The 22086-nt window shown below is 55.4% G+C and carries 17 protein-coding genes; 11 read left to right on the top strand and 6 right to left on the bottom strand.

All coding sequences use genetic code 11. The annotated features are described in order from the left end of the window. Nucleotides 1-228 precede the first annotated feature (228 nt). The 3 genes from argH to argC form a co-directional block, all read right to left on the bottom strand. Nucleotides 229-1602, bottom strand: coding sequence for an argininosuccinate lyase (gene argH / locus AC22LX_RS23690; protein ID WP_015368911.1), 1374 nt, complete (start codon nt 1600-1602; stop codon nt 229-231). Nucleotides 1603-1703: 101 nt separating this feature from the next. Continuing rightward, complete coding sequence (argB, locus tag AC22LX_RS23685) at nt 1704-2480, bottom strand: acetylglutamate kinase (protein ID WP_015368912.1); 777 nt, start codon at nt 2478-2480, stop codon at nt 1704-1706. Between the two features lie 9 nt (nt 2481-2489). Then, nucleotides 2490-3494, bottom strand: a complete 1005-nt coding sequence (gene argC / locus AC22LX_RS23680) for an N-acetyl-gamma-glutamyl-phosphate reductase (RefSeq protein WP_063414032.1) — start codon at nt 3492-3494, stop codon at nt 2490-2492. Nucleotides 3495-3607: 113 nt separating this feature from the next. On the opposite strand from argC, the gene argE reads away from it, so the two are divergent. Beyond that, nucleotides 3608-4759: an acetylornithine deacetylase gene (gene argE, locus AC22LX_RS23675; protein WP_015368914.1), complete on the top strand. Its 1152-nt coding sequence runs from the start codon at nt 3608-3610 to the stop codon at nt 4757-4759. Nucleotides 4760-5016: 257 nt separating this feature from the next. Further along, entirely contained in the window at nt 5017-7668 is a 2652-nt protein-coding gene (gene ppc / locus AC22LX_RS23670) for a phosphoenolpyruvate carboxylase (RefSeq protein ID WP_047049857.1), read from the top strand. 46 nt (nt 7669-7714) lie between these two features. Here ppc and zinT read toward each other — a convergent pair whose 3' ends face one another. Beyond that, on the bottom strand, nt 7715-8365 hold the full coding sequence (zinT, locus tag AC22LX_RS23665; RefSeq protein ID WP_487334244.1) for a metal-binding protein ZinT: 651 nt from the start codon (nt 8363-8365) through the stop codon (nt 7715-7717). Between the two features lie 24 nt (nt 8366-8389). Between zinT and AC22LX_RS23660 the strand changes: the two genes are divergently transcribed. The 9 genes from AC22LX_RS23660 (at nt 8390) to nagE (ending at nt 19965) form a co-directional block, all read left to right on the top strand. Next, nucleotides 8390-9370, top strand: coding sequence for a helix-turn-helix transcriptional regulator (locus AC22LX_RS23660; protein WP_487334245.1), 981 nt, complete (start codon nt 8390-8392; stop codon nt 9368-9370). A 205-nt stretch (nt 9371-9575) separates the two neighbouring features. After that, nucleotides 9576-10238, top strand: a complete 663-nt coding sequence (gene fsa, locus AC22LX_RS23655) for a fructose-6-phosphate aldolase (RefSeq protein WP_004203684.1) — start codon at nt 9576-9578, stop codon at nt 10236-10238. Nucleotides 10239-10292: 54 nt separating this feature from the next. Further along, complete coding sequence (gene gldA / locus AC22LX_RS23650) at nt 10293-11396, top strand: bifunctional L-1,2-propanediol dehydrogenase/glycerol dehydrogenase (protein ID WP_047047243.1); 1104 nt, start codon at nt 10293-10295, stop codon at nt 11394-11396. Nucleotides 11397-11534: 138 nt separating this feature from the next. Further along, complete coding sequence (locus AC22LX_RS23645; protein ID WP_045395317.1) at nt 11535-12284, top strand: DeoR/GlpR family DNA-binding transcription regulator; 750 nt, start codon at nt 11535-11537, stop codon at nt 12282-12284. A 158-nt stretch (nt 12285-12442) separates the two neighbouring features. Continuing rightward, nucleotides 12443-14866 carry a glycyl radical protein gene (locus AC22LX_RS23640; protein ID WP_487334243.1) on the top strand — a complete coding sequence of 808 codons (2424 nt, stop codon included), beginning with the start codon at nt 12443-12445 and terminating at the stop codon, nt 14864-14866. Nucleotides 14867-14878: 12 nt separating this feature from the next. After that, nucleotides 14879-15793, top strand: coding sequence for a glycyl-radical enzyme activating protein (locus AC22LX_RS23635; RefSeq protein ID WP_487334242.1), 915 nt, complete (start codon nt 14879-14881; stop codon nt 15791-15793). Nucleotides 15794-15801: 8 nt separating this feature from the next. Further along, nucleotides 15802-16539 (top strand): glucosamine-6-phosphate deaminase, encoded by a 738-nt coding sequence (gene nagB, locus AC22LX_RS23630; RefSeq protein ID WP_047066289.1) that lies wholly within the window; start codon nt 15802-15804, stop codon nt 16537-16539. 10 nt (nt 16540-16549) lie between these two features. Then, nucleotides 16550-17692, top strand: coding sequence for an N-acetylglucosamine-6-phosphate deacetylase (gene nagA, locus AC22LX_RS23625; protein ID WP_045395308.1), 1143 nt, complete (start codon nt 16550-16552; stop codon nt 17690-17692). Nucleotides 17693-17952: 260 nt separating this feature from the next. Next, nucleotides 17953-19965, top strand: coding sequence for an N-acetylglucosamine-specific PTS transporter subunit IIBC (gene nagE, locus AC22LX_RS23620; RefSeq protein ID WP_045395306.1), 2013 nt, complete (start codon nt 17953-17955; stop codon nt 19963-19965). Nucleotides 19966-20009: 44 nt separating this feature from the next. On the opposite strand, the gene AC22LX_RS23615 is transcribed toward nagE, so the two are convergent. After that, entirely contained in the window at nt 20010-20936 is a 927-nt protein-coding gene (locus AC22LX_RS23615; protein ID WP_045395304.1) for a DMT family transporter, read from the bottom strand. A 151-nt stretch (nt 20937-21087) separates the two neighbouring features. Then, the gene (gene metF, locus AC22LX_RS23610) at nt 21088-21975 is read right to left on the bottom strand and encodes a methylenetetrahydrofolate reductase (RefSeq protein ID WP_015368922.1); all 888 of its coding nucleotides are present in this window, start codon (nt 21973-21975) and stop codon (nt 21088-21090) included. Nucleotides 21976-22086: the final 111 nt, after the last annotated feature.

Raw genomic sequence — 22086 nt, 5'->3', positions numbered from 1 at the left:
TAGTCCATGGCGATAGATAGAATAGCAACGAACGATTATCCCTATCAAGTTTTCTGTTCAATAATAACCACAGAAACGAGGAGAACATCTGAAAATCATTGAGTCGCCTCACAGTTTCCCTACCCGAACAACTAAAGCCAACGTGAACTTTTGCGGACCTTGTGTCCGCTTTTTTTTGCGTAAAAAAGCCCGGGAGTTACCCAGGCTCATTCACTCACGCGCAATCTCTTACACCAGGCGCTGTCTGGCGTCGGCAATCGCCTGCGCCACCTGCTGCGGCGAGACGCCGCCTTTGGCCGCACGTTTATCAAGGCAGGACTGCAACGACAGGATCGGGTAGACGTCATCGCCGATAACGCTGCTGAACTTTTGCAGGTCGCTTAACGGCAAATCTTCCAACGCTTTGCCCTGAGCAATCGCTTCAACCACCGCTTCACCGACGATATGGTGCGCTTCGCGGAACGGAACGCCTTTTGCCACCAGGTAATCCGCCAGCTCGGTAGCGTTGGCGTAGCCCTGCTGCGCCGCTTCCGCACAGCGCGGACGTTTCACCTGAATACCGTCCAGTACCAGCGCCGCCATGTGCAGGCAGTCGAGCCAGGTGTCCAGCGCATCGAACAGCCCTTCTTTGTCTTCCTGCATATCTTTGTTGTAGGCCAACGGTAGCCCTTTCAGGGTCATCATCATGCCGGTCAGCGCGCCCTGCACGCGGCCGCATTTACCGCGGATCAGTTCCAGCGCATCCGGGTTTTTCTTCTGCGGCATCAGCGACGAACCGGAAGTAACGCGGTCAGACAGTTCAACAAAACCCGCTTCGCCGGTATTGAAGAAAATCAGATCTTCGGCAAAACGCGACAGGTGCACCATGCCGATTGAGGCATCGGAAAGCAGCTCCAGCACGTGATCGCGATCGGAGACGCTATCGAGGCTGTTACGGGTCGCCGATGCGAAACCCAACCAACCGGCCAGCTGTTCACGGTCGATTTCATAAGCGGTTCCCGCCAGCGCGCCGCAGCCCAGCGGGCTGACATCAAGGCGCTTGAGCGCGTCCTGCAGGCGGCTTTCATCACGGGCCAGCATTTCAACGTAGGCCAGACACCAGTGCGCAAAGGTCACCGGCTGGGCGCGCTGCAGATGGGTATAGCCCGGCATCACCGCATCCTGATTGTTGCCTGCAGTTTCCACCAGCGCGCTTTGCAGTTGGCGGGTCGCGGACAGCAGTTCGGTGACGGTCTCTTTGCACCACAGCTTGAGATCGGTGGCGACCTGGTCATTACGACTACGTCCGGTATGCAGTTTTTTGCCCAACTGGCCGACTTTATCGATCAGTTTTCCTTCGACCCAGCTATGGATATCTTCGGCATCGCTTTCAAGGATTTGCTGCGGGTTGGCGCGTACCTCTTCCAGCAGAACGTTCAGCGCCTCTTCCAGCTGCAGCTGCTCATCGGCGGTCAGTACGCCTACGGTTACCAGCGCTTTGGACCAGGCGACGGATCCCACGATATCCTGTTCCGCCAGACGATAGTCAAAGCGTAAAGAGTCGTTGAATTGTTTGAACCGCTGGTCTGCTGCCTGTGTAAAACGCCCGCCCCAAAGTGCCATAACATGCTTCCTTTATTCGTGAGTTCTGCCGGGTCGCGCTGCGCTTACCCGGCCTACGGTCTTGTTGCCCCGGCAAACAACGCGCCGCCGGGCATTCAATCTTAAGCCAAAATACGCGTACCGATCGGCGTACCGTTAAATAATGCCGGCAGCTGCTCGGCATGACGCCAGGAGGCGATATCCACCGGGCGACCCAGCTCGCGCGCCGCGTCCAGCGCCGCGTTTACTTTCACGATCATACCGTCGGTAATGATGCCCTGTTCAATCAGTTGCTCGGCCCTGGAGGCGGTCATTTCCGCAATCCGCTGACCTTTGCCGTCGAGAATGCCGCTCACATCGGACAGCAGGATAAGATCCGCGCCCAGCGTCGCCGCCAGCGCCGTCGCCGCCTGATCGGCGTTGACGTTCATCAGCTGTCCTTCGTCAGTGACGCCAATCGAGCTCACCACAGGCAGGTAGCCGCCCGCCAGCAGCGTATTGATAAGCGTCGGCGAGCCTGCCTGCGCTTTACCAACGTGGCCCAGTTCTTCATCCAACTGAGTCACCTTCACGCTATCGCCATCGCCAAGGAACAGCCCTACCGAGGAAAGACCATGCTTTTTCGCCCATGCCAGCAGCGTTTTGTTGGCGGTTCCCGCCAGCGCGCCGGTAATGATGTCAATCTGATCGGCAGGCGTTACGCGCAGGCCATTTTTCTTTTTCACCGGCAGATTAAGCTGTTTCATCAGCTCATCCACCACGCAGCCGCCGCCGTGGACGATAACCAGCGGACGCTGGTGTGTTTCGCGGTAATGCACCAGCGCGGTAAACAGGCGCTCCAGCGCTTCTTCGCTATCCAACAACACGCCGCCAAGTTTGATAATCAATGGATTGTTCATCATCACACCTTAAATTAAAGACTGCGTCTCAGCGAAGCCGAAACGAATGTTAGCGCACTGCACGGCCTGCGCTGCCGCGCCTTTCAGCAGGTTATCCTCTGCGGCCACGACGATAATATGTTCGTCCTGGACGGCAAAACCGATATCACAGAATGGCAGCCCAACTACGTTTTTCAGCGCCGGTACGCCTTTATCGTATAAACGGACCAACGGCTTATTGGCATAGGCCTGCTGGAAGACCTCAGCAACCTGCTCTTTACCGACGCCCGGCTTCAGGCGGCAGGTAATGGTTTCCAGAATACCGCGTTTAAAATTGCCCAAATGGGGAGTGAAGATCACCTCTGCGCCCAGATGGGTAGAAATTTCCGGATGGTGGCGATGATTGAAAACACCGTACGGCTGCAGGCTGACTTCGCAGAAGCTATTGCTCATCGCCGCCTTACGCCCGGCGCCGCTGACGCCGCTGGTGGCGTTGATCACCGGCCATTGCTTCAGCTCCAACACACCGGCATCGATCAGCGGTTTTAACGCCAGCTGCGCCGCTGTCGGGTAGCAGCCAGGCACCGCGATCAAATTCGCCTCTTTCAATGCTTCGACGTTCCACTCGGCCAGACCGTAGACCGCCTGTTTGAGCAGGTCCGGATGCTGATGCGTGAAACCGTAGTATTTTTCGTAGAACGCCCCATCGTTGACGCGAAACGCGCCGGATAAATCGAACACCACGCAGCCCGCGGCCAAAAACTGCGGCGCCAGATCGTGGCTGACTTCATGCGCGGTGGCGAGGAACACCACATCCGCGCCGGCGCTAAATTCGCTGATATCGGACATTGCCTGCAGCGGCAAATCGACAATGCCTTTCAACTGCGGATGTATATCGGAAATTAACTTTCCAGCATCATTGCTTTGCGCGGAGACGGTCAAAGCGGTTATGTTCATATGAGGGTGGCGATTTACATAGGCCACCAGCTCTGCGCCGGCATAGCCGCTAGCTCCCACGATCAGCGTATTTAGCATTGGAAGAGCATCTCCTTACATTCGATGGGTTTTATTGCGCTCAACGATATTGTATTTTTATTCACAAATACTGCATGAATATTGATACTATCATGACCAGAGGTGTGTCAACAATGAAAAACAATTTACCGCCCTTTATCGAGATTTACCGCGCATTGATCGCCACACCCTCCATCAGCGCGACCGAAGAAGCGCTGGATCAAAGCAATGAGTCTTTAATCAATTTACTCGGCGGCTGGTTCCGCGATCTGGGCTTTAACGTCGAGATCCAGCCAGTACCGGAGACGCGTAATAAATTCAATATGTTGGCCAGTACCGGCCACGGCGCTGGCGGCCTGCTGCTTGCCGGGCATACCGATACCGTGCCTTTCGACGATGGTCGCTGGACTCGCGACCCGTTTACGCTTACCGAGCACGACAACAAACTCTACGGCCTCGGCACGGCCGATATGAAAGGCTTCTTCGCGTTTATCCTCGATGCCCTGCGCGACGTTGACGTCAGTAAATTGAAAAAACCGCTGTATATTCTGGCCACCGCTGACGAAGAAACCAGCATGGCGGGCGCGCGCTATTTCGCTGAAACCACACAGCTACGCCCGGACTGCGCCATCATCGGCGAGCCGACCTCGCTGCAGCCGGTGCGGGCGCATAAAGGCCACATTTCAACAGCGGTACGCGTACTGGGCCAGTCAGGCCACTCCAGCGACCCGGCGCGCGGCGTGAACGCTATCGAACTGATGCACGATGCGATTGGCCGCATCATGCAACTGCGCGATGACTTAAAAGAGCGTTACCACTACGCTGCCTTCACCGTGCCTTATCCGACGCTCAACCTGGGCGCCATTCACGGCGGCGATGCATCCAACCGCATCTGCGCCTGCTGCGAGCTGCACATGGATATTCGTCCATTGCCGGGTATGACGCTTAACGACCTGAACGGTCTGCTGGATGAAGCGCTGGCGCCGGTTAGCGAGCGCTGGCCAGGGCGTCTGACGGTCTCTGAGCTGCATCCGCCGATCCCAGGCTATGAATGCCCGCCGGACCACAAGCTGGTCGAAGTGGTTGAAAAACTGCTCGGCGCGCAGACCGAAGTGGTGAACTACTGCACCGAAGCGCCATTTATCCAGACGCTGTGCCCTACGCTGGTGTTAGGACCGGGTTCCATCAACCAGGCCCACCAGCCGGATGAATATCTGGAGACGCGGTTTATTAAGCCAACGCGCGAGCTCATCACCCAGGTTGTCCATCACTTCTGCTGGCATTAATTGCCGCCGTTTTCCCGCCTTCACGTCCGGAGGCGGGAGAGTGACGATCGTCACACTTCCATAAGTAATGCTTATCCGCCGACCGCTGAGTTAACTTTCGCAAATTATCGCTATTTATTCGTTTGCTGAAGCGATTTCGCAGCAATTGACGCGGGGGTATTTACGTGGCTTTATAAAAGACGGGTTGCTTATCCACTGCTCAATTCACGGAGCGCCGGATATAACAAAATAAAATGAGATGGGGTGTCTGGGGTAACATGAACGAACAATATTCCGCTTTGCGTAGTAATGTCAGTATGCTCGGTAAGGTGCTGGGCGACACCATCAAGGATGCGTTAGGAGAAAACATTCTTGATCGAGTCGAAACTATCCGTAAGTTGTCCAAATCTTCTCGCGCGGGCAATGAAGCCAATCGCCAGGAGCTGCTCACCACGCTGCAAAACTTGTCCAACGACGAGCTGCTGCCGGTGGCGCGCGCCTTTAGCCAGTTTTTGAATCTGGCCAATACCGCTGAGCAATATCACAGCATTTCGCCCAACGGCGAAGCCGCCAGTAATCCGGAAGTTATTGCGCGTACCCTGAGAAAACTCAAAGACCAACCCAATCTCAACGAAGACACCATTAAAAAAGCGGTGGAATCCCTGTCGCTGGAGCTGGTGTTAACCGCTCACCCGACCGAGATCACCCGCCGGACGCTGATCCACAAAATGGTGGAGGTCAACAACTGCCTTAAGCAGTTGGATAACAAAGATATCGCCGACTATGAGCACAATCAGCTGATGCGCCGCCTGCGCCAGCTGATCGCCCAATCCTGGCATACCGATGAAATTCGTAAATACCGCCCTTCTCCGGTCGATGAAGCCAAATGGGGTTTCGCGGTAGTTGAAAACAGCCTGTGGGAAGGCGTGCCGAACTATCTGCGCGAGCTGAACGAACAGCTGGAAGCCAACCTCGGCTACCAGCTACCGGTTGATTTCGTCCCGGTACGCTTCACCTCCTGGATGGGCGGCGACCGTGACGGCAACCCGAACGTCACCGCCGATATCACCCGCCACGTGCTGTTGCTCAGCCGCTGGAAAGCGACCGATCTGTTCCTGAAAGATATCCAGGTGCTTATCTCCGAGCTGTCGATGGTCGAATGCACCGACGAGCTCCGCGATTTGGCCGGCGCGGAAGGCGCGCAAGAGCCGTATCGTTATCTGATGAAAAAACTGCGTAGCCAGTTGATGGAGACCCAGGCCTGGCTGGAAGCGCGTCTGAAAGGGCAAAAACTGCCGAAACCAGCGGGTCTTATCACGCAAAACGAACAGCTGTGGGAACCGCTGTACGCCTGCTATAAATCGCTGCAGGCCTGCGGCATGGGCATCATCGCCAACGGCGAACTGCTCGATACCCTGCGCCGGGTGAAATCTTTCGGCGTACCGCTGGTGCGTATCGATATCCGTCAGGAAAGCACCCGCCACACCGAAGCGCTGGGCGAAATGACCCGCTACCTCGGGATCGGCGATTATGAAAGCTGGTCGGAAGCCGACAAGCAGGCCTTCCTGATCCGTGAACTGAACTCCAAACGCCCGCTGCTGCCACGCCAGTGGGAACCAAGCGAAGAGACTCGCGAAGTCCTCGACACCTGCAAGGTGATCGCTGAAGCGCCGCGCGGCTCGATCGCCGCCTATGTTATCTCAATGGCCAAAACGCCGTCCGACGTGCTGGCGGTTCATCTGCTGCTGAAGGAAGCCGGTATCGGCTTTGCCCTGCCGGTCGCGCCGCTGTTTGAAACGCTCGACGACCTGAACAACGCCAACGACGTCATGACTCAGTTGCTGAATATTGACTGGTATCGCGGCTTTATTCAGGGCAAACAGATGGTCATGATCGGCTACTCCGACTCGGCCAAAGATGCCGGCGTGATGGCCGCCTCCTGGGCCCAGTATCAGGCACAGGACGCGCTAATCAAAACCTGCGAAAAAGCCGGTATTGAACTGACTCTATTCCACGGTCGCGGCGGCTCCATCGGTCGCGGCGGCGCTCCGGCCCATGCCGCGCTGCTCTCGCAGCCGCCGGGTAGTCTGAAAGGCGGCCTGCGCGTCACCGAACAGGGCGAGATGATCCGCTTTAAGTACGGCCTGCCGGAAGTGACCATCAGCAGCCTGTCGTTGTATACCAGCGCCATTCTGGAAGCCAACCTGCTGCCGCCGCCGGAACCAAAACCGCAGTGGCGCGAGATCATGGCCGAGCTGTCCGACGTCTCCTGTAAGATGTATCGCGGCTACGTGCGTGAGGACAAAGACTTCGTCCCTTATTTCCGCTCCGCGACCCCGGAACAGGAACTGGGCAAACTGCCGCTTGGCTCGCGCCCGGCGAAGCGTCGCCCGACCGGCGGCGTCGAGTCACTGCGCGCTATCCCGTGGATCTTCGCCTGGACCCAGAACCGCCTGATGCTGCCGGCCTGGCTGGGCGCCGGCGCCGCGCTGCAGAAAGTAGTCGAGGGAGGCAAGCAGAGCGAGCTGGAAAGCATGTGCCGCGACTGGCCGTTCTTCTCAACCCGCCTGGGCATGCTGGAGATGGTCTATTCAAAAGCCGACCTGTGGCTGGCGGAGTACTACGATCAGCGGCTGGTGAAACCGGAACTGTGGAAACTCGGCGAAGAGCTGCGTCAGCTGTTAACCGCCGATATCAAAGTGGTGCTGGCCATCGCTAACGACTCCCACCTGATGGCCGACCTGCCGTGGATTGCCGAATCCATCCAGTTGCGTAACATCTATACCGACCCGCTGAACGTCCTGCAGGCCGAACTGCTGCACCGTTCGCGTCAGGCCGAAGAGGCTGGCGAGGAACCGGATGCGCGCGTTGAGCAAGCGCTGATGGTCACCATTGCCGGCGTCGCGGCTGGGATGCGTAATACCGGCTAATCATCGTTTCCCCCGGCCGCCCGGTCGGGGGAATTTCCCATTCATTTTAGTGATGCAACATCTCATCGACGATCTGCTCTTTATGCAGCGCATACGGATAATAGGTCGGCCAGTTATCCATCTCTTTCAGCAAGGCTTCCTGAGATTCATTCCCCATGAAAATATGGAAATGCTGCGATTTGCGCGGGCCAATAATATGGTCGCTGAACTGGACGAATTTCGGCGCTTTGCCGTCAGCCTGCTGGCACTCAAACAGGTAGCGAACGCCCTTCTTGCCGGAGGCATATTGCAGGATTTTGTAGCCTGAGTAGCGGTATTTGCAGCTATTAACGGTCTTGCCGACGTGGAACTCTATCACGTCATCTTCGATGCCAATCTGCTCTACGTCGGTGGCATAGCCCTTCTTATAATAGGCGCGATACTCTTCCACGCTCTTGCCGCCGGGCTTTTTCGCTTTTTGTTCCAGAACCGGGTCAAGGTCGCCATTCAGCAGGTACGGATTGACTGACTGCCAGACGCCATCCCAATCGCTCAACGCGCGATCCTTCACATCTTTATCGGCAAAAATGCCTTCGCTGGCCCGGCGTTCCGTTTCAGTTAACGCCGGGCCATGATGATGGCTACCGTGGGCGAATGCCTGAACGCTGGCAAGCGCCATGCCGAAGCCAAACGCGAGCATGGGGATCTTTCGGGTCATTACTCTCTCCTGAGTCGAATATCGATTGCGATAAAATGTTACGATATAACATTTCACAACCGAGAAGCAATAACGACGAGTTCGCGCTTTTACCGCTGGAAAAATGTCCGGTATGATGAACCGCGTGACGTATTTGACGGGGCAATGATGGACAATAGCATCTATCAACTCATTGATTCATTGATAAAAAAAACGAATAACATTGCGGAGGTGCATTTTGCCAGCGCAATGCGACCACCTGCTGAAGCCGTGATACAGCTCGATTTCCCCCGTCTGAATATCGTCATTGAGGGGCAGTTGCGCGATCTCGCCTTAGGCGAAAACGCCGCGCCGCTGCAGGCGCGCGACGTACTGTATATTGCCGGCGATGGCTGGAACTGGCCGCAGTGGCAGACGCCCTGTCTGCTCTTAAGCATCCTGTTTGGCAAACAGCAGTTGGAATTTACGCTGCAGCGCTGGAACGGAGAAGCGCTAACTCTTGTCCAGAAGATCCAGGTACCACGCCGCGGGCCGCGCGTGGGTTCATTCCTGCTACAGGCGCTAAATGAGATACGCATGCAACCGCAGGAGCAGCAAACCGCCCGCTGTATCGTGATTAGTCTGCTCAGCCACTGTACCGATCTGCTGGGTAGCCAGGCGCAAACCTCATCGCGCAGCCAGGCGCTGTTCGAGGCGATCCGCCAGTATATCGATGTCCATTTCGCTGAGCCGCTGAGCCGGGAATCCGTAGCCCAGGAGTTTTATCTCTCTCCCAACTATCTCTCACATCTGTTTCAGAAGTGCGGACCCATGGGCTTTAACGAATACCTCAATCATATCCGCCTCGAACAGGCGCGCATGCTACTGAAGGGTCATGATATGAAAGTAAAAGATATCGCCCACGCCTGCGGCTTCGCCGACAGCAATTACTTCTGCCGCCTGTTCCGCAAGAATACTGAACGTTCTCCTTCCGAGTATCGCCGCCAGTACCATAGCCAACTGACGGAAACCCCCTCTGCGCCGTAAAACTAGATTTTTGTAAGTTACTGATTTCCACCTGCAGGCTATTTCAGCCTGGATGCACTATTGCGTGGACAAATGTGATCTAAATCACTCTTAATCGTAATGCGTACATTTATCCAGTTTTTGGCAAAATTGTCATCTGGCGAGCAGGCAAACGGAAGCCGTATCCTTACCTCAACATCATTGAATTACACATCGAGGAATGGTTATGGAACTCTATCTGGACACCGCGAACGTCGCTGAAGTTGAACGTCTGGCCCGTATTTATCCGCTGGCTGGCGTCACCACCAACCCGAGCATCATCGCCGCCGGCAAAACCCCGGTCTGGGATGTGCTGCCTCGCCTGCAAAAAGCCGTCGGCCCGGAAGGTATTCTGTTCGCGCAGACCATGAGTCGCGATGCGCAAGGTATGGTGGCAGAAGCCAAACGCCTGAGTAACGCCGTACCAGGAATCGTGGTTAAGATCCCGGTTACCGCCGAAGGTCTCGCCGCCATCAAACTACTGAAAAAAGAAGGCATCCCTACGCTTGGCACCGCCGTCTATAGCGCTTCCCAGGGGCTGCTCGCGGCGCTGGCCGGCGCGAAATACGTCGCGCCGTACGTCAACCGCGTCGACGCCCAGGGCGGTGACGGCATTCGCATGGTGCAAGAACTGCAATCCCTGCTGGAAATGCACGCCCCGGAAAGCAAAGTCCTGGCCGCGAGCTTCAAAACCCCGCGTCAGGCGCTGGATTGCCTGTTAGCCGGCTGTGAAGCTATCACCCTCCCCTTAGACGTAGCGCAACAAATGCTCGGCACCCCTGCGGTAGAGTCAGCCATAGAGAAGTTTGAGCAGGACTGGAATAACGCATTTGGCACGTTGAACCTGTAATCCGATCGTCGGCCGCCAACAGGCGGCTTGCACGGTCATCGCGGAGGAATCGAAATGGATCGCATTATTCAATCACCCGGTAAATACATCCAGGGCGCTGGCGCCATCAAGCGCCTCGGCGAATATCTCAAACCGCTGGCTGAACGCTGGCTAATCATCGGCGACAAGTTCGTTCTCGGCTTCGCCGAAGAGCAGCTGCGTACCAGCCTGAGCGGCGCTGGTCTGGTGGCCGAAATCGCCCCGTTCGGCGGTGAATGTTCGCAAAATGAAATCAACCGCCTGCGCGATATCGCCAGCAGCGCCCAATGCCATGCAGTGCTCGGCATCGGCGGCGGCAAGACGCTGGATACCGCGAAAGCGCTGGCTCACTATATGCACCTGCCGGTGGTCGTGGCACCGACCATCGCCTCCACCGATGCGCCGTGCAGCGCGTTGTCTGTTATCTATACCGACGATGGCGAATTCGAAAGCTATCTGATGCTGCCGCACAACCCGAACATGGTGGTTGTCGATACGCAGATCGTCGCAGGCGCGCCAGCTCGCCTGCTGGCCGCCGGGATTGGCGATGCGCTGGCGACCTGGTTTGAAGCCCGCGCCTGCTCGCGCAGCGGCGCGACTACAATGGCGGGTGGTAAATGCACCCAGGCGGCGCTGGCGCTGGCGGAGCTATGCTACAACACGCTGGTTGAAGAAGGCGAAAAGGCGATGCTTGCCGCCGAGCAGCATGTGGTTACCCCAGCGCTTGAGCGGGTGATCGAAGCCAACACCTACCTGAGCGGCGTCGGCTTTGAGAGCGGCGGGCTGGCGGCGGCGCACGCGATTCACAATGGCCTGACCGCCATCCCGGACGCCCATCACTTCTACCACGGAGAAAAGGTCGCATTTGGTACCCTGACGCAGCTGGTGCTGGAAAACGCGCCGGTGGAAGAAATTGAGACCGCTGCGGCGCTTTGTCACAGCGTCGGTCTGCCCATCACGCTGGCGCAGCTCGATATTAAAGGCGATATCCCGGCCAAAATGCGCACGGTCGCGGAAGCCGCCTGCGCCGAAGGCGAAACTATCCACAATATGCCGGGCGGCGCCAGCGCCGACCAGGTGTACGCCGCGCTGTTGGTGGCCGACCAATATGGACAGCGTTTCCTGCAAGAGTGGGAATAACCTTTCCCGTTACGCCCGGCGTCAGCCGGGCGTGTTCTTTTATGTTTCTTTGATCGTCGATTGCCAGCACACGGGATGTGTTTTATAGTGCGTTTTTCCTTTGGGCAAATCGTTGTTATGCAATCATCAGACAGAAGAATGAGCATTTACGCCATTCTGCAACAGGACAAAAAAGTCGTTGTAAACGAACTGGCCGAGAAGTTCGGCGTCACCAAAATGACTATCCGCCGGGATCTGTCATTCTTCGAAAAACAGGGAATCGTCAAAACGACCTATGGCGGCGCCTACCTGACCAGCGGCGCCAGCGTCGAGCCAAGTTTTCAGCTTAAATCCGTGCAGATGGTTGACGATAAACACCTGATTGGCCGTAAAGCGGCAGAGCTGGTTGAGGACGGCGACACTATCATCATTGACTGCGGGACCACGCTGCTGGCGCTAGCGCAATCAATTTTCGATAAAAAAATCATGGTGATCACTAACTCAGTACCGGTAGTGAACCTGCTAAAAGGAAGAAAAAACATCAAGTTAATCGTCGCTCCGGGAGAATATGAAGATGATACCCAGGGGATGATCTCTTTCAGTACCGCAGAGTTTTTTAGCACCATTCATGCCGATAAGGTCTTTATCAGCACCCAGGGTATTAACCACCACGGCGAGCTAACGGTCCCTAAAATGACCGATGCCCACGTCAAGCGAGCGCTGCTGCGCGCCGGACGGCAAAAAATCCTCCTCGCCGATAAAAGTAAATTCGAGCAAACTTTCCTTGCCGGCCATGCCCGACTGGACGATTTTGACATCGTTATCAGTCAGGATGGCCTCCCAGCCGATATCCTCTCCCTGCTTACTGCGCAAAAAACCGAACTGTTGCTGGCCGACAGCGCAGCATAACTTCACGCCCGGCAACGGGCGTCTGTGCTTTTCCGTTTTTTCTAAATGTTCTTTTTAGATTTATTAATGATAAATAGAACACAAAAGATCATAAATAAATTGACAAAAGAACACCTCAAGCGTGGAATAGGGATACCCCCTCCAGAATTGAGGTCTTTATGAACGGATTACTGAGCTTCAAACCTACCAACGACGATTGCGACTTCGCGCGTATCGCTAAAAAACAGGATCAGATGTTCCATCGCGTGGCGACGCTATGCCCGGAACGAGCAGAGATCATCACCGAGTCGTTTAAACGCTCCGAAGGCCATTCCATTGTGATTCGCCGGGCTTTGGCGTTAGCCGATATTCTGGAGAAAATGACCATCTATATCGAACCGGATATGCTGATTGTCGGCAACCAGGCGAGCGCCAATTTTGCCGCGCCGGTGTTCCCGGAATACTCCTTTAACTGGGTTATCGATGAACTGGACGAATTTGATAAGCGTTCCGGTGATAGCTTCCGCGTGTCCGAATCCACCAAAGCCCGCTTGCGTACCCTGCAGGATTACTGGCAAGGAAAAACCCATCAGGATGAAGTGCTTGCCAACCTACCGCAAATTAACCGTCTGGCGGAAAAACAGGGCGTGCTGCACCGTGGCGGCATCAGCATGTCCGGCGACGGCCATATCATTCCGAACCACGATTTCGTACTGGAAGTTGGCTATGGCGGTATGCGCGATATCGCCAAACAGCACCTGGAAAATGACGACAACCTGACCGACGAGCAAAAAGATTTCTATCAGGCGGTCATTATTACCATGGAGGCCGCGCTTAAATACTGCAAACGCTTCTCCGCGCTTGCTAAAACCGAAGCGGCAAGAGTGTCCGATGCTAAACGCCGCGACGAACTGCTGGCCATGAGCGACATGTTCGCCCATCTGATGGAAGGCAAAGCCCGTAGCTTCTATGAAGCCGTGGAAACCGTCTACCTTACCCATTTGCTGATGATGATTGAAAGCAACGGCCACTCTTTCTCCTTCGGCCGCTTCGACCAGTACGTCTGGCCGTATTACGAAGCCGATATCAAAGCCGGGAAAATCAGCAAAGAAAAGGCGCTGGAGATCCTGACCCACTTCTTCATCATGACCAACAGCCTGAACAAAGTACGCCCGTGGGGCCATACTCAGTTCAGCGGGGGCTATCCGCTCTATTCCAACCTGATGGTTGGCGGCATGAAGCCTGACGGCAGCGACGGTACCAACGATCTTTCCTATCTGTCGCTGGAAGCCATGGCGCTAACCGGCCTGCCGGAACCAAACCTCAGCGTTCGTTTCTCAAAAGATACCCCGCATTCGCTGATGCAGGATGCCGCAAAGCTCATTCGTAAAGGCTTCGGTATGCCGTCGATCTTCTGCGATGAAGTGGTTATCCCTGCCATGATGACGCTGGGCCTGACAGAAGAAGTCGCCCGCGAATATGCTTCAATGGGTTGCGTAGAAACCGCGATCCCAGGCCGCTGGGGGCACCGCGCCACCGGCATGACCTATGTGAATTTCGGCAAGATCCTTGAGCTGGTGATGAACAACGGCTGCGATCCGGCGACCGGCGTGCAGTTAGTGAAAATCAACGGTAAAGAAGGCCGAGAAATAAACTACCAGTCTTACGATGAAGTATGGGCGGCGTGGAACCAGCTCCTGGAGTTCTACTCCGATCTGGCGGTAGATTGCGATCTGGTCTGCGACCGGGCGCTGAAATACCACGATGCCGATGCCTTTGCCTCCGCCACGATTAACTGCTCGCTGGAACGCGGTAAAACGTTGAAAAACGGCGGCGCGGAATATGACTTCGTGAGTTCCTCCAACATTGGCCCTTCCGTGGTCGGCGATAGCCTGGCGGCAGTGAAAAAACTGGTCTTCGACGATAAAGTCCTGACGCTTCAACAGCTACGTGACGCCATGGATAGCAACTTTGAAGGTCTGGAAGGCGCGCGCGTACGCAAACTGTGCCGCAATGCGCCGAAGTTTGGTAACGATATCGACTATGTCGACCATATCGTCGCCGATGTCTTCGAGTCCTATCTCAAACTGCTGCCGAAATACAAAACCGATCGCTATGGTAAGGGGCCAAAAGGCTGCGGTTATACCATGTCGACCTCTAATATTACTTCATACGTGCCGAATGGTTTTGACGTCGGCGCCACGCCGGATGGTCGCCTGGCGACGCTGCCGCTGAACGAAGGCGCCTCTCCGTGCCTCGGCGCGGATAAAGAAGGCCCGACGGCGGTCATTAACTCGGTTGCGAAACTGCCGAACCAGAAAATCGCCGGCGGCCAGCTGCTGAATATGAAGTTCACGCCAAGCGCGCTTGAAGGCGACGACAATCTGGAGAAATTTACCGCCTTTATGGAAGCCAGCCGTGAGAAAAACATCTTCCATAATCAGTTCAACATCATTGATTCCAATATTCTGCGCGCCGCGAAGGCCAATCCGCAGGATTACCCGAATCTGATGGTGCGCGTTGCCGGGTACTGCGCGCTGTTCTCAACGCTGATGCCGGAAGCGCAGGATGCGATTATCGCGCGCACCGAACTGAGCTGGTAAGAGAGAAACGCGATGAGAACTGGCCTGATTTCCCGAATTCAACGTTATTCCACCAAAGATGGCCCAGGAATACGCAGCACCGTCTTTATGCAGCAGTGCAACCTGCGCTGCCAGTGGTGCGCGAATCCGGAAACCATCGGGCCAGGCCATAACGTTTTCTGGTTTAAAGAACGCTGCCGCCAGTGCGGTACCTGCGTACAGGCGGCAAACAACCACGCCATTACCCTTGCTGAACCGGGCAATGGCGTCAATATAGACCGTAGAAATTGCAGCAATCTCCTGGATATGGTCGATCTCTGTCCCTACGACGGCTATGAAAAAATCGCTAAAGAGATGACCTCGCACCAGTTGGCGGAATTACTACTGCGCGACAAGACATTTTACGACTCAAGCACTGGCGGCGTGACCTTTTCCGGCGGCGAGCCGGCGCTGCAGGCGGAGTTCGTCAAAGAAACAGCGCAAATATTGAAAGCGCAGGGCGTACACGTATGTCTCGATACTGCAGGCAATATCCGCTGGGAAAAGCTGCGCCCGCTGATTGAAACGGTCGATCTGGTCTCTTACGACTTTAAAGCTTTCAACCCCGAGACTCATCTTGCCTGTACCGGAGTAGACAATCGGCGGATCCTCGATAATGCCAAAGCGATCGCCGCTATGGGCAAGCCGATCCTCGCGCGAATGGTGATCGTGCCGACGCGTAACGACGATCCTGAGGATATTCGCCAGCGTCTCGACTTTATTCGTAAACTCGGTCCGGCGGTTTTACAGGTTGATATTCTCGAATACCATATTTATGGCATTGGGAAATATCAAAAGCTTGGTATGCCCTATTTTCTACACAACATTCCAACATGCCAACGCGAAGTAACAGAACAAATTAAACAATACGCTGAAGATATTGGATTAAAAGCCACCATTGGCGGTTAAGGATTAACATGTTGAACTTTATTATTACCGACACCTACGAAAAAATGAGCGCCCTGGCAGCACAACATATTGCCCAGGAGCTGAATAAAAAACCGGATTTAGTAATGGCCTTACCGACTGGCGGAACCCCCGTCGGCCTCCTGGCCGAAATGAGCCGAATGGCGAAAGATGGCGAAGCCGATTTCTCCTGCGCCCTCTCGTTTAATATCGACGAATATATCCCGCTGGTCAAAAACGATCCGCAAAGTTATTATTACTTCCTGCAACAGCACTTTTATCAGCATGCCAACATGGCTGAAGAAAATACCTTCGTACCGGATATTCTGGCGCCCGACCTGCAGGCCGAATGCGCTCGCTACGAACGCCTGATTCAAAGCCATGGCGATTTCGATATTACCGTTCTCGGCATTGGTCACGATGGTCATATTGGTTTCAATGAACCCCATGCTACCCATAGCCCGGTATGCCATATCATCGACCTTAACGAAGAGACCATTGCGGCGAACGCCCGCTTCTTCGCCAGCCAGGACGAAGTCCCCCGGCAGGCTATCACTTTGGGCATGGGCACCATCTTGCGCAGCAAAAAGATCGTGCTGATTGCCAACGGTAAATCAAAAGCGGAAATTATCAAGCAGTTGCACCAATGCACACGCATCGATCCGCAATTCCCCGCCTCCTTCTTACTGATGCATGCGGACGTCACCATCATATGCGACCGTGACGCGGCATCGCTTATCAGCGCTTAAAGGTGAGCATATGATAATCCAGAGCGAACGAGTGTGGCTTGCCGGGGGTTTTTACCCGGCGCAAATAACCATTGAAAATGGGCTTATCAGCGCGATCACGCCCGGTCTTAGCTCCCGCGTGGATAAGGATTTCGGGGCGCGGCGCATTATACCAGGCCTTATCGATAGCCATGCGCACGGCGCCTGGGATTACGATACCAACGAAAACGACCCACAGGGGCTACGCCGCTGGGCCTCCCGCCTACCGGAAGAAGGCGTCACCGCCTTTTGCCCGACTACCGTTACCGATGAAAACGCGACGCTACTGGCGGCGCTGGACAATATTTCCCGCGTCATGGACGAAGGATATAGCGGCGCGGAAATTCTGGGCATCCATCTCGAAGGCCCGTTCCTGAGCCAACTTTACCGCGGCGCGCAGCCGGAAAAACAGATTCGCCCTGCCGACGTCACCCAGTTTCAGGCTTTCGAAAAGGCGGCGCGCGACCACATTATCGCCATTACCCTTGCCCCGGAAGAAGACCATCAGTTTGCGCTGACCCGCTACTGCGCGAAGAAAGGGATTGTGGTCAATATGGGCCATTCGGATGCTTCTTTCGAGCAGGCGCTGGCGGCGGTCGCCAACGGCGCTAAAAATGTCACCCATGTCTATAACGGCATGGCGAAATACGTCAATCGCGAGCCCGGCCTGCTTGGCGCCGCCCTGAATCTTGATGGCCTGTACGGCGAGGTGATTGCCGACGGTATCTTTGTCAGCCTGGTTTCCGCCGCCCACCTTTATCGCAGCAAAAATGATAATGACATCATCATGATAAGCGACTCGATGAAGGCGAAAGGTTGTCCTCCGGGGCGCTATATGTTCGGCGGAGAGCCAATGGTACTTGGCGATGATGGCGCAACCAGACGGGATAACGGCGTCCTGGTCGGCAGCACGCTACAGCTCAATCGCGGCTTATATAATATGGTCGAAAGAGCAATGGTGCCGTTTAGCGCGGCATTAAAATCCTGCACCATTAATCCGGCACGGTTATTAGGTTTTGATAGTCGAAAAGGGAAATTACAGCGCGGATACGATGCCGATATTGTTGTCCTTGAAGATAATTATCAGGTGAATACAACCTATTGTCGCGGTACGGTAGCCTGGTCAATAAGTTAATTAATTCACCTCCGTATCATTTAACAATGGCGGTTATTGAAAAATAACCGCTGCTTTGTTATTCATTCTATTTATTAATAACCCAAGTCCTTTTTAATATTTATTAAAATGCGACCTGGCTAACATTAAACACCTCCTGAAATCCCTTAAAAATAACCCACAATAAAAATAAGACTGCTTAATTTTAACTGCCCATCGTTATACAGGTCAGTCGCTTTATTACATGCGGCTTCAGGATTTATTATTTTAAGGGAATTCATATGAATATTTTGGGTTATCTACAAAAAGTCGGCCGGGCATTGATGGTGCCCGTCGCTACTTTACCTGCCGCCGCCATTTTAATGGGCATCGGTTACTGGATCGATCCCAACGGCTGGGGTAGTTCTAACGCGCTGGCCGCACTATGTATTCAGTCCGGTGCGGCCATTATAGATAATATGGGCGTCCTGTTTGCCGTCGGGGTAGCCTACGGCATGTCGAAAGATAAAGATGGCGCCGCCGCGCTGGCCGGGTTTGTCGGCTTTCTGGTATTAACCACGCTCTGTTCGCCGGCAGCTGTCGCCATGATCCAGCAGATCCCAATCGAGCAGGTGCCTGCGGCCTTTGCGAAGATTAAAAATCAGTTTATCGGCATCATGGTCGGCATTATTTCAGCGGAACTCTATAACCGCTTTAGCAGCACGGAGTTACCGAAAGCGCTCTCGTTCTTCAGCGGACGCCGACTGGTGCCGATCCTCACTTCATTCACTATGATTGTGGTGGCGTTTGTCCTGATGTTCATCTGGCCGGTGGTCTTTAGCGGGCTGGTCAGCTTCGGTGAACATATCCAAAAACTGGGCTCACTGGGTGCGGGTATCTATGCTTTTTTCAACCGCTTGCTCATCCCGGTCGGCCTGCATCACGCCCTGAACTCGGTATTCTGGTTCGACGTCGCCGGGATTAACGACATCCCGAATTTCCTTGGCGGCGCGCAGTCCATCGCCTCCGGTAAAGCGGTGGTTGGTATCACCGGTCGTTACCAGGCGGGCTTTTTCCCGGTCATGATGTTCGGCTTGCCGGGCGCGGCATTAGCGATGTACCAATGCGCCCGCGCGGAAAATAAAGCGAAGGTGATGGGGATTATGATGGCTGGCGCATTTGCTGCCTTCTTCACCGGCATTACCGAACCGCTGGAGTTTTCCTTCATGTTCGTCGCGCCGGCGCTATACGTCATCCACGCCTTTTTAACCGGCGTGTCCGTCTTCATCGCCGCCAGCATGCACTGGATCGCCGGATTCGGCTTCAGCGCCGGTCTGGTCGATATGGTACTGGCATCGCGCAACCCGCTGGCCACCCACTGGTATCTGCTCATTCCCATGGGGCTGGTGTACTTCGCGATTTATTATCTGGTCTTCCGCTTCACCATCACCCGCTTCAACCTGCTGACGCCGGGCCGCGAGCTGTCCGTTGCCGGCAGCGCCGCCGATGGCGAAGATGTGAACCTGAGCGCCGCGAAACAGCAGGATATCAGCGCGCTGGCGCGCCAGTACATTGCCGCTATCGGTGGTTCCGATAATCTCACCAATATCGACGCCTGCATCACCCGCCTGCGCCTTGGCGTTAAGGATGCAACGCTGGTCGATGAAGCGCTGGCCCGCCGCCTGGGAGCCAGCGGGGTCATTCGCCTCAACGCCAGCAACGTGCAGATAATCGTTGGCTTCGTGGCGGAAAAAATCGCCACCGCCATGAAAACCGCGGGTCACGTCGATGCCGCGCAGGCGCTGCCCAATGCGGCCGTACCGGCCAACACGAGTCCACGCAAGGCAGCAAATTCATTGCGAGTTATCGAGCTCGTCGCCCCGGTGAGCGGCGAGCTGGTCGCGCTGGAGCAAGTCCCTGACGAAGCTTTCGCCAGCGGCGCCGTTGGCGGTGGTGTCGCCATCCTGCCGGCCAGCAACATTGTGGTTTCACCCGCGGCGGGTACTCTCATCAAGATTTTCAACACCGATCATGCCTTCTGTCTTGAGACCGAAGACGGCGCTGAGATCGTGGTGCATATGGGGATTGATACCGTTGCGCTGGCGGGTCAGGGCTTTACCCGTCTGGCGGAAGAAGGCGCTACTGTTGTCGCAGGTCAGCCGATTCTCGAAATGGATCTCGTGTACCTCGAAGCTAACGTGCGTTCGATGGTTAGCCCGGTGCTCTGCAGCAATATAGAGGAGTTCGCGCAGCTGGAAATCAAAGCGCACGGTCAGGTGAAAGCGGGTGAACCGCTGTACCACATTAAGGGATAAGATTGATAGACGGTGTGGCCGCGCCATGCGGCCACATGTGACGATTATTTTGCCGCCGTCGCGGGCCGATCAACGTGTTGCCCATGAGCGTGGCGCTTTTTAAGGCTGATAATCGCCAGCGCCGCGACAATCAGCACAATGCCGGCGCCTTCCACCAGCCCCGGATTTTCACCCAGTAGCCACCAGGAAAACAGCACGCCGCAGACCGGCACCGCCAGCGTACTCAGGCCGGCGACGCTGGCAGGCAGATTACGCAGGACATACAGCCACAGACTCCAGGCCACCGCCGTGGCCAGAATCGCGCTATAGCCCAATGCCCAGAAAACCCCAGGCTGCCAGTCAATACTGCGCTGCGGCACCAGCCACGCCACCACGCTCATCACCAGCGCGGCATACAGCATCTGCCAGGCGGTTAACGACAGTAAATCGAGGCGCGGATAGCGGCGATACATGCGTTTGGCGACAATCGCGCTCGCCCCCCAACTGATACCGGAGAGGATCGCCAGCAGCGCGCTTTTCATCGAGGAGAAATCCAACTGCCACGGCTGCAGCACCAGCAGTAGACCACACGCCGCCAGGACGATAGCGGCATACTGCAGCCGCCGCATGCGCTCGCCTAAAAACAGCGCCGCCATGATAACCACCCAGAACGGCATGGTGTAGCTGAGAATAGCGACTTTACCGGCGCCGCCGCTCATCAGCGCCCACTGCGCCAGGCCGACCATGCCGCAGGTTTGCAGCAGTGCAATCGCCAGGGTATAGCCAAACGGCGTCGGCCGCATGCCGCGCCCGCGCAGCGCCAGCACCGCCATCAGTACAATCGCGCCGAAGATACAGCGCAGCGCGGTAAAATCGAAGGCGCCGATATAGAGCGTTACCTGTTTCATCGCAATCCAGCTGTAGCTCCAGATAAGCGTCAGCAGGACGAGGCCGCAACCGGCCAGGAGATTGCTGTTCCTTGCAACCGTCATAACTTCTCCACCGTCATGATTTTTGCGGGCACTATACTCGCTTTGGCGGAAGGTTGCTTAAAGGCAGAGCGCACTTTTCGTGCTAAAAAAGGGGGCGGTGAATTGCAGTTCACCGCCCCGATAAGGATGAAACAAGAGGTAAAGCAGGTGATTACGCCGGGCGCACGCCCAAGGTATGGCAGATGGCGTAGCTCATTTCGGCGCGATTCAGGGTATAGAAGTGGAAATCTTTTACCCCTTCCCGGCTTAAAATTTTCACCATGTCCATGGCGATATTCGCCCCTACTAGCTGGCGCGTTTCGGCATCGTTATCCAGCCCTTCGAACATTTTCGACATCCAGGTTGGGATACGCACGTTCGTCATATCGGCAAATTTCTTCGCCTGTTTAAAGTTGGAGACCGGCAGAATGCCCGGAATAATTTCCACGTCGATACCGGCGGAGACGCAGCGGTCGCGAAAACGCAGGTAGCTTTCGACATCAAAAAAGAACTGAGTGATCGCGCGATTAGCGCCCGCTTCTACTTTACGTTTCAGGTTCAATAAGTCGGCCTGCGCGCTTTTGGCTTCCGGATGCACTTCCGGATAGGCAGCGACGGAGATGTCAAAATCACCGACGTCTTTTAGCAGCGTCACCAGGTCGGCGGCGTACATCTCCGGCTTGCCGCTACCCGGCGGCAGGTCACCGCGCAGCGCGACGATATGGCGAATACCGTTATTCCAGTAATCCTGGGCAATCGCGCGCAGTTCATCGCGGCTGGCGTCGATACAGGTCAGGTGCGGCGCCGCTTCCAGACCGGTGCGGTCTTTAATGCCCTTGATAATGCTATGAGTGCGGTCGCGCTCGCCGGAGTTCGCCCCGTAGGTGACGGAGACAAACTTCGGCTTCAGGCTGCTTAAGCGATCGATGGATTTCCACAGGGTTTGCTCCATTTCACTGGTACGCGGCGGAAAGAATTCAAAGGACACATTAATCTGGCCCTGGACTTCCGCCAGGCTCTGATTCAGGGCTTCCCGCTGATTGGCGTGAAAAAAGCTCATACCTTACCTCATCAATCGCATTATATTTATCAGTCGTATTGCGAACTTCTATACGTTTAGACGTCCAGATGTAAAAATGACGGAAAAGCGTGCGGGCGTCAATAGAAAAAT

This window comes from Klebsiella sp. PK01 (genome assembly GCF_057624675.1).
This window is presented reverse-complemented; position numbering and strand designations above follow the sequence as displayed.

Excerpts from the sequence above, each read along its gene's own strand:
- argH (WP_015368911.1), bottom strand. The coding sequence starts at position 1,602 with ATGGCACTTTGGGGCGGGCGTTTTACACAGGCAGCAGACCAGCGGTTC.
- argB (WP_015368912.1), bottom strand. The coding sequence starts at position 2,480 with ATGAACAATCCATTGATTATCAAACTTGGCGGCGTGTTGTTGGATAGC.
- argC (WP_063414032.1), bottom strand. The coding sequence starts at position 3,494 with ATGCTAAATACGCTGATCGTGGGAGCTAGCGGCTATGCCGGCGCAGAG.
- argE (WP_015368914.1), top strand. The coding sequence starts at position 3,608 with ATGAAAAACAATTTACCGCCCTTTATCGAGATTTACCGCGCATTGATC.
- ppc (WP_047049857.1), top strand. The coding sequence starts at position 5,017 with ATGAACGAACAATATTCCGCTTTGCGTAGTAATGTCAGTATGCTCGGT.
- zinT (WP_487334244.1), bottom strand. The coding sequence starts at position 8,365 with ATGACCCGAAAGATCCCCATGCTCGCGTTTGGCTTCGGCATGGCGCTT.
- fsa (WP_004203684.1), top strand. The coding sequence starts at position 9,576 with ATGGAACTCTATCTGGACACCGCGAACGTCGCTGAAGTTGAACGTCTG.
- gldA (WP_047047243.1), top strand. The coding sequence starts at position 10,293 with ATGGATCGCATTATTCAATCACCCGGTAAATACATCCAGGGCGCTGGC.
- AC22LX_RS23645 (WP_045395317.1), top strand. The coding sequence starts at position 11,535 with ATGAGCATTTACGCCATTCTGCAACAGGACAAAAAAGTCGTTGTAAAC.
- AC22LX_RS23640 (WP_487334243.1), top strand. The coding sequence starts at position 12,443 with ATGAACGGATTACTGAGCTTCAAACCTACCAACGACGATTGCGACTTC.
- AC22LX_RS23635 (WP_487334242.1), top strand. The coding sequence starts at position 14,879 with ATGAGAACTGGCCTGATTTCCCGAATTCAACGTTATTCCACCAAAGAT.
- nagB (WP_047066289.1), top strand. The coding sequence starts at position 15,802 with ATGTTGAACTTTATTATTACCGACACCTACGAAAAAATGAGCGCCCTG.
- nagA (WP_045395308.1), top strand. The coding sequence starts at position 16,550 with ATGATAATCCAGAGCGAACGAGTGTGGCTTGCCGGGGGTTTTTACCCG.
- nagE (WP_045395306.1), top strand. The coding sequence starts at position 17,953 with ATGAATATTTTGGGTTATCTACAAAAAGTCGGCCGGGCATTGATGGTG.
- AC22LX_RS23615 (WP_045395304.1), bottom strand. The coding sequence starts at position 20,936 with ATGACGGTTGCAAGGAACAGCAATCTCCTGGCCGGTTGCGGCCTCGTC.
- metF (WP_015368922.1), bottom strand. The coding sequence starts at position 21,975 with ATGAGCTTTTTTCACGCCAATCAGCGGGAAGCCCTGAATCAGAGCCTG.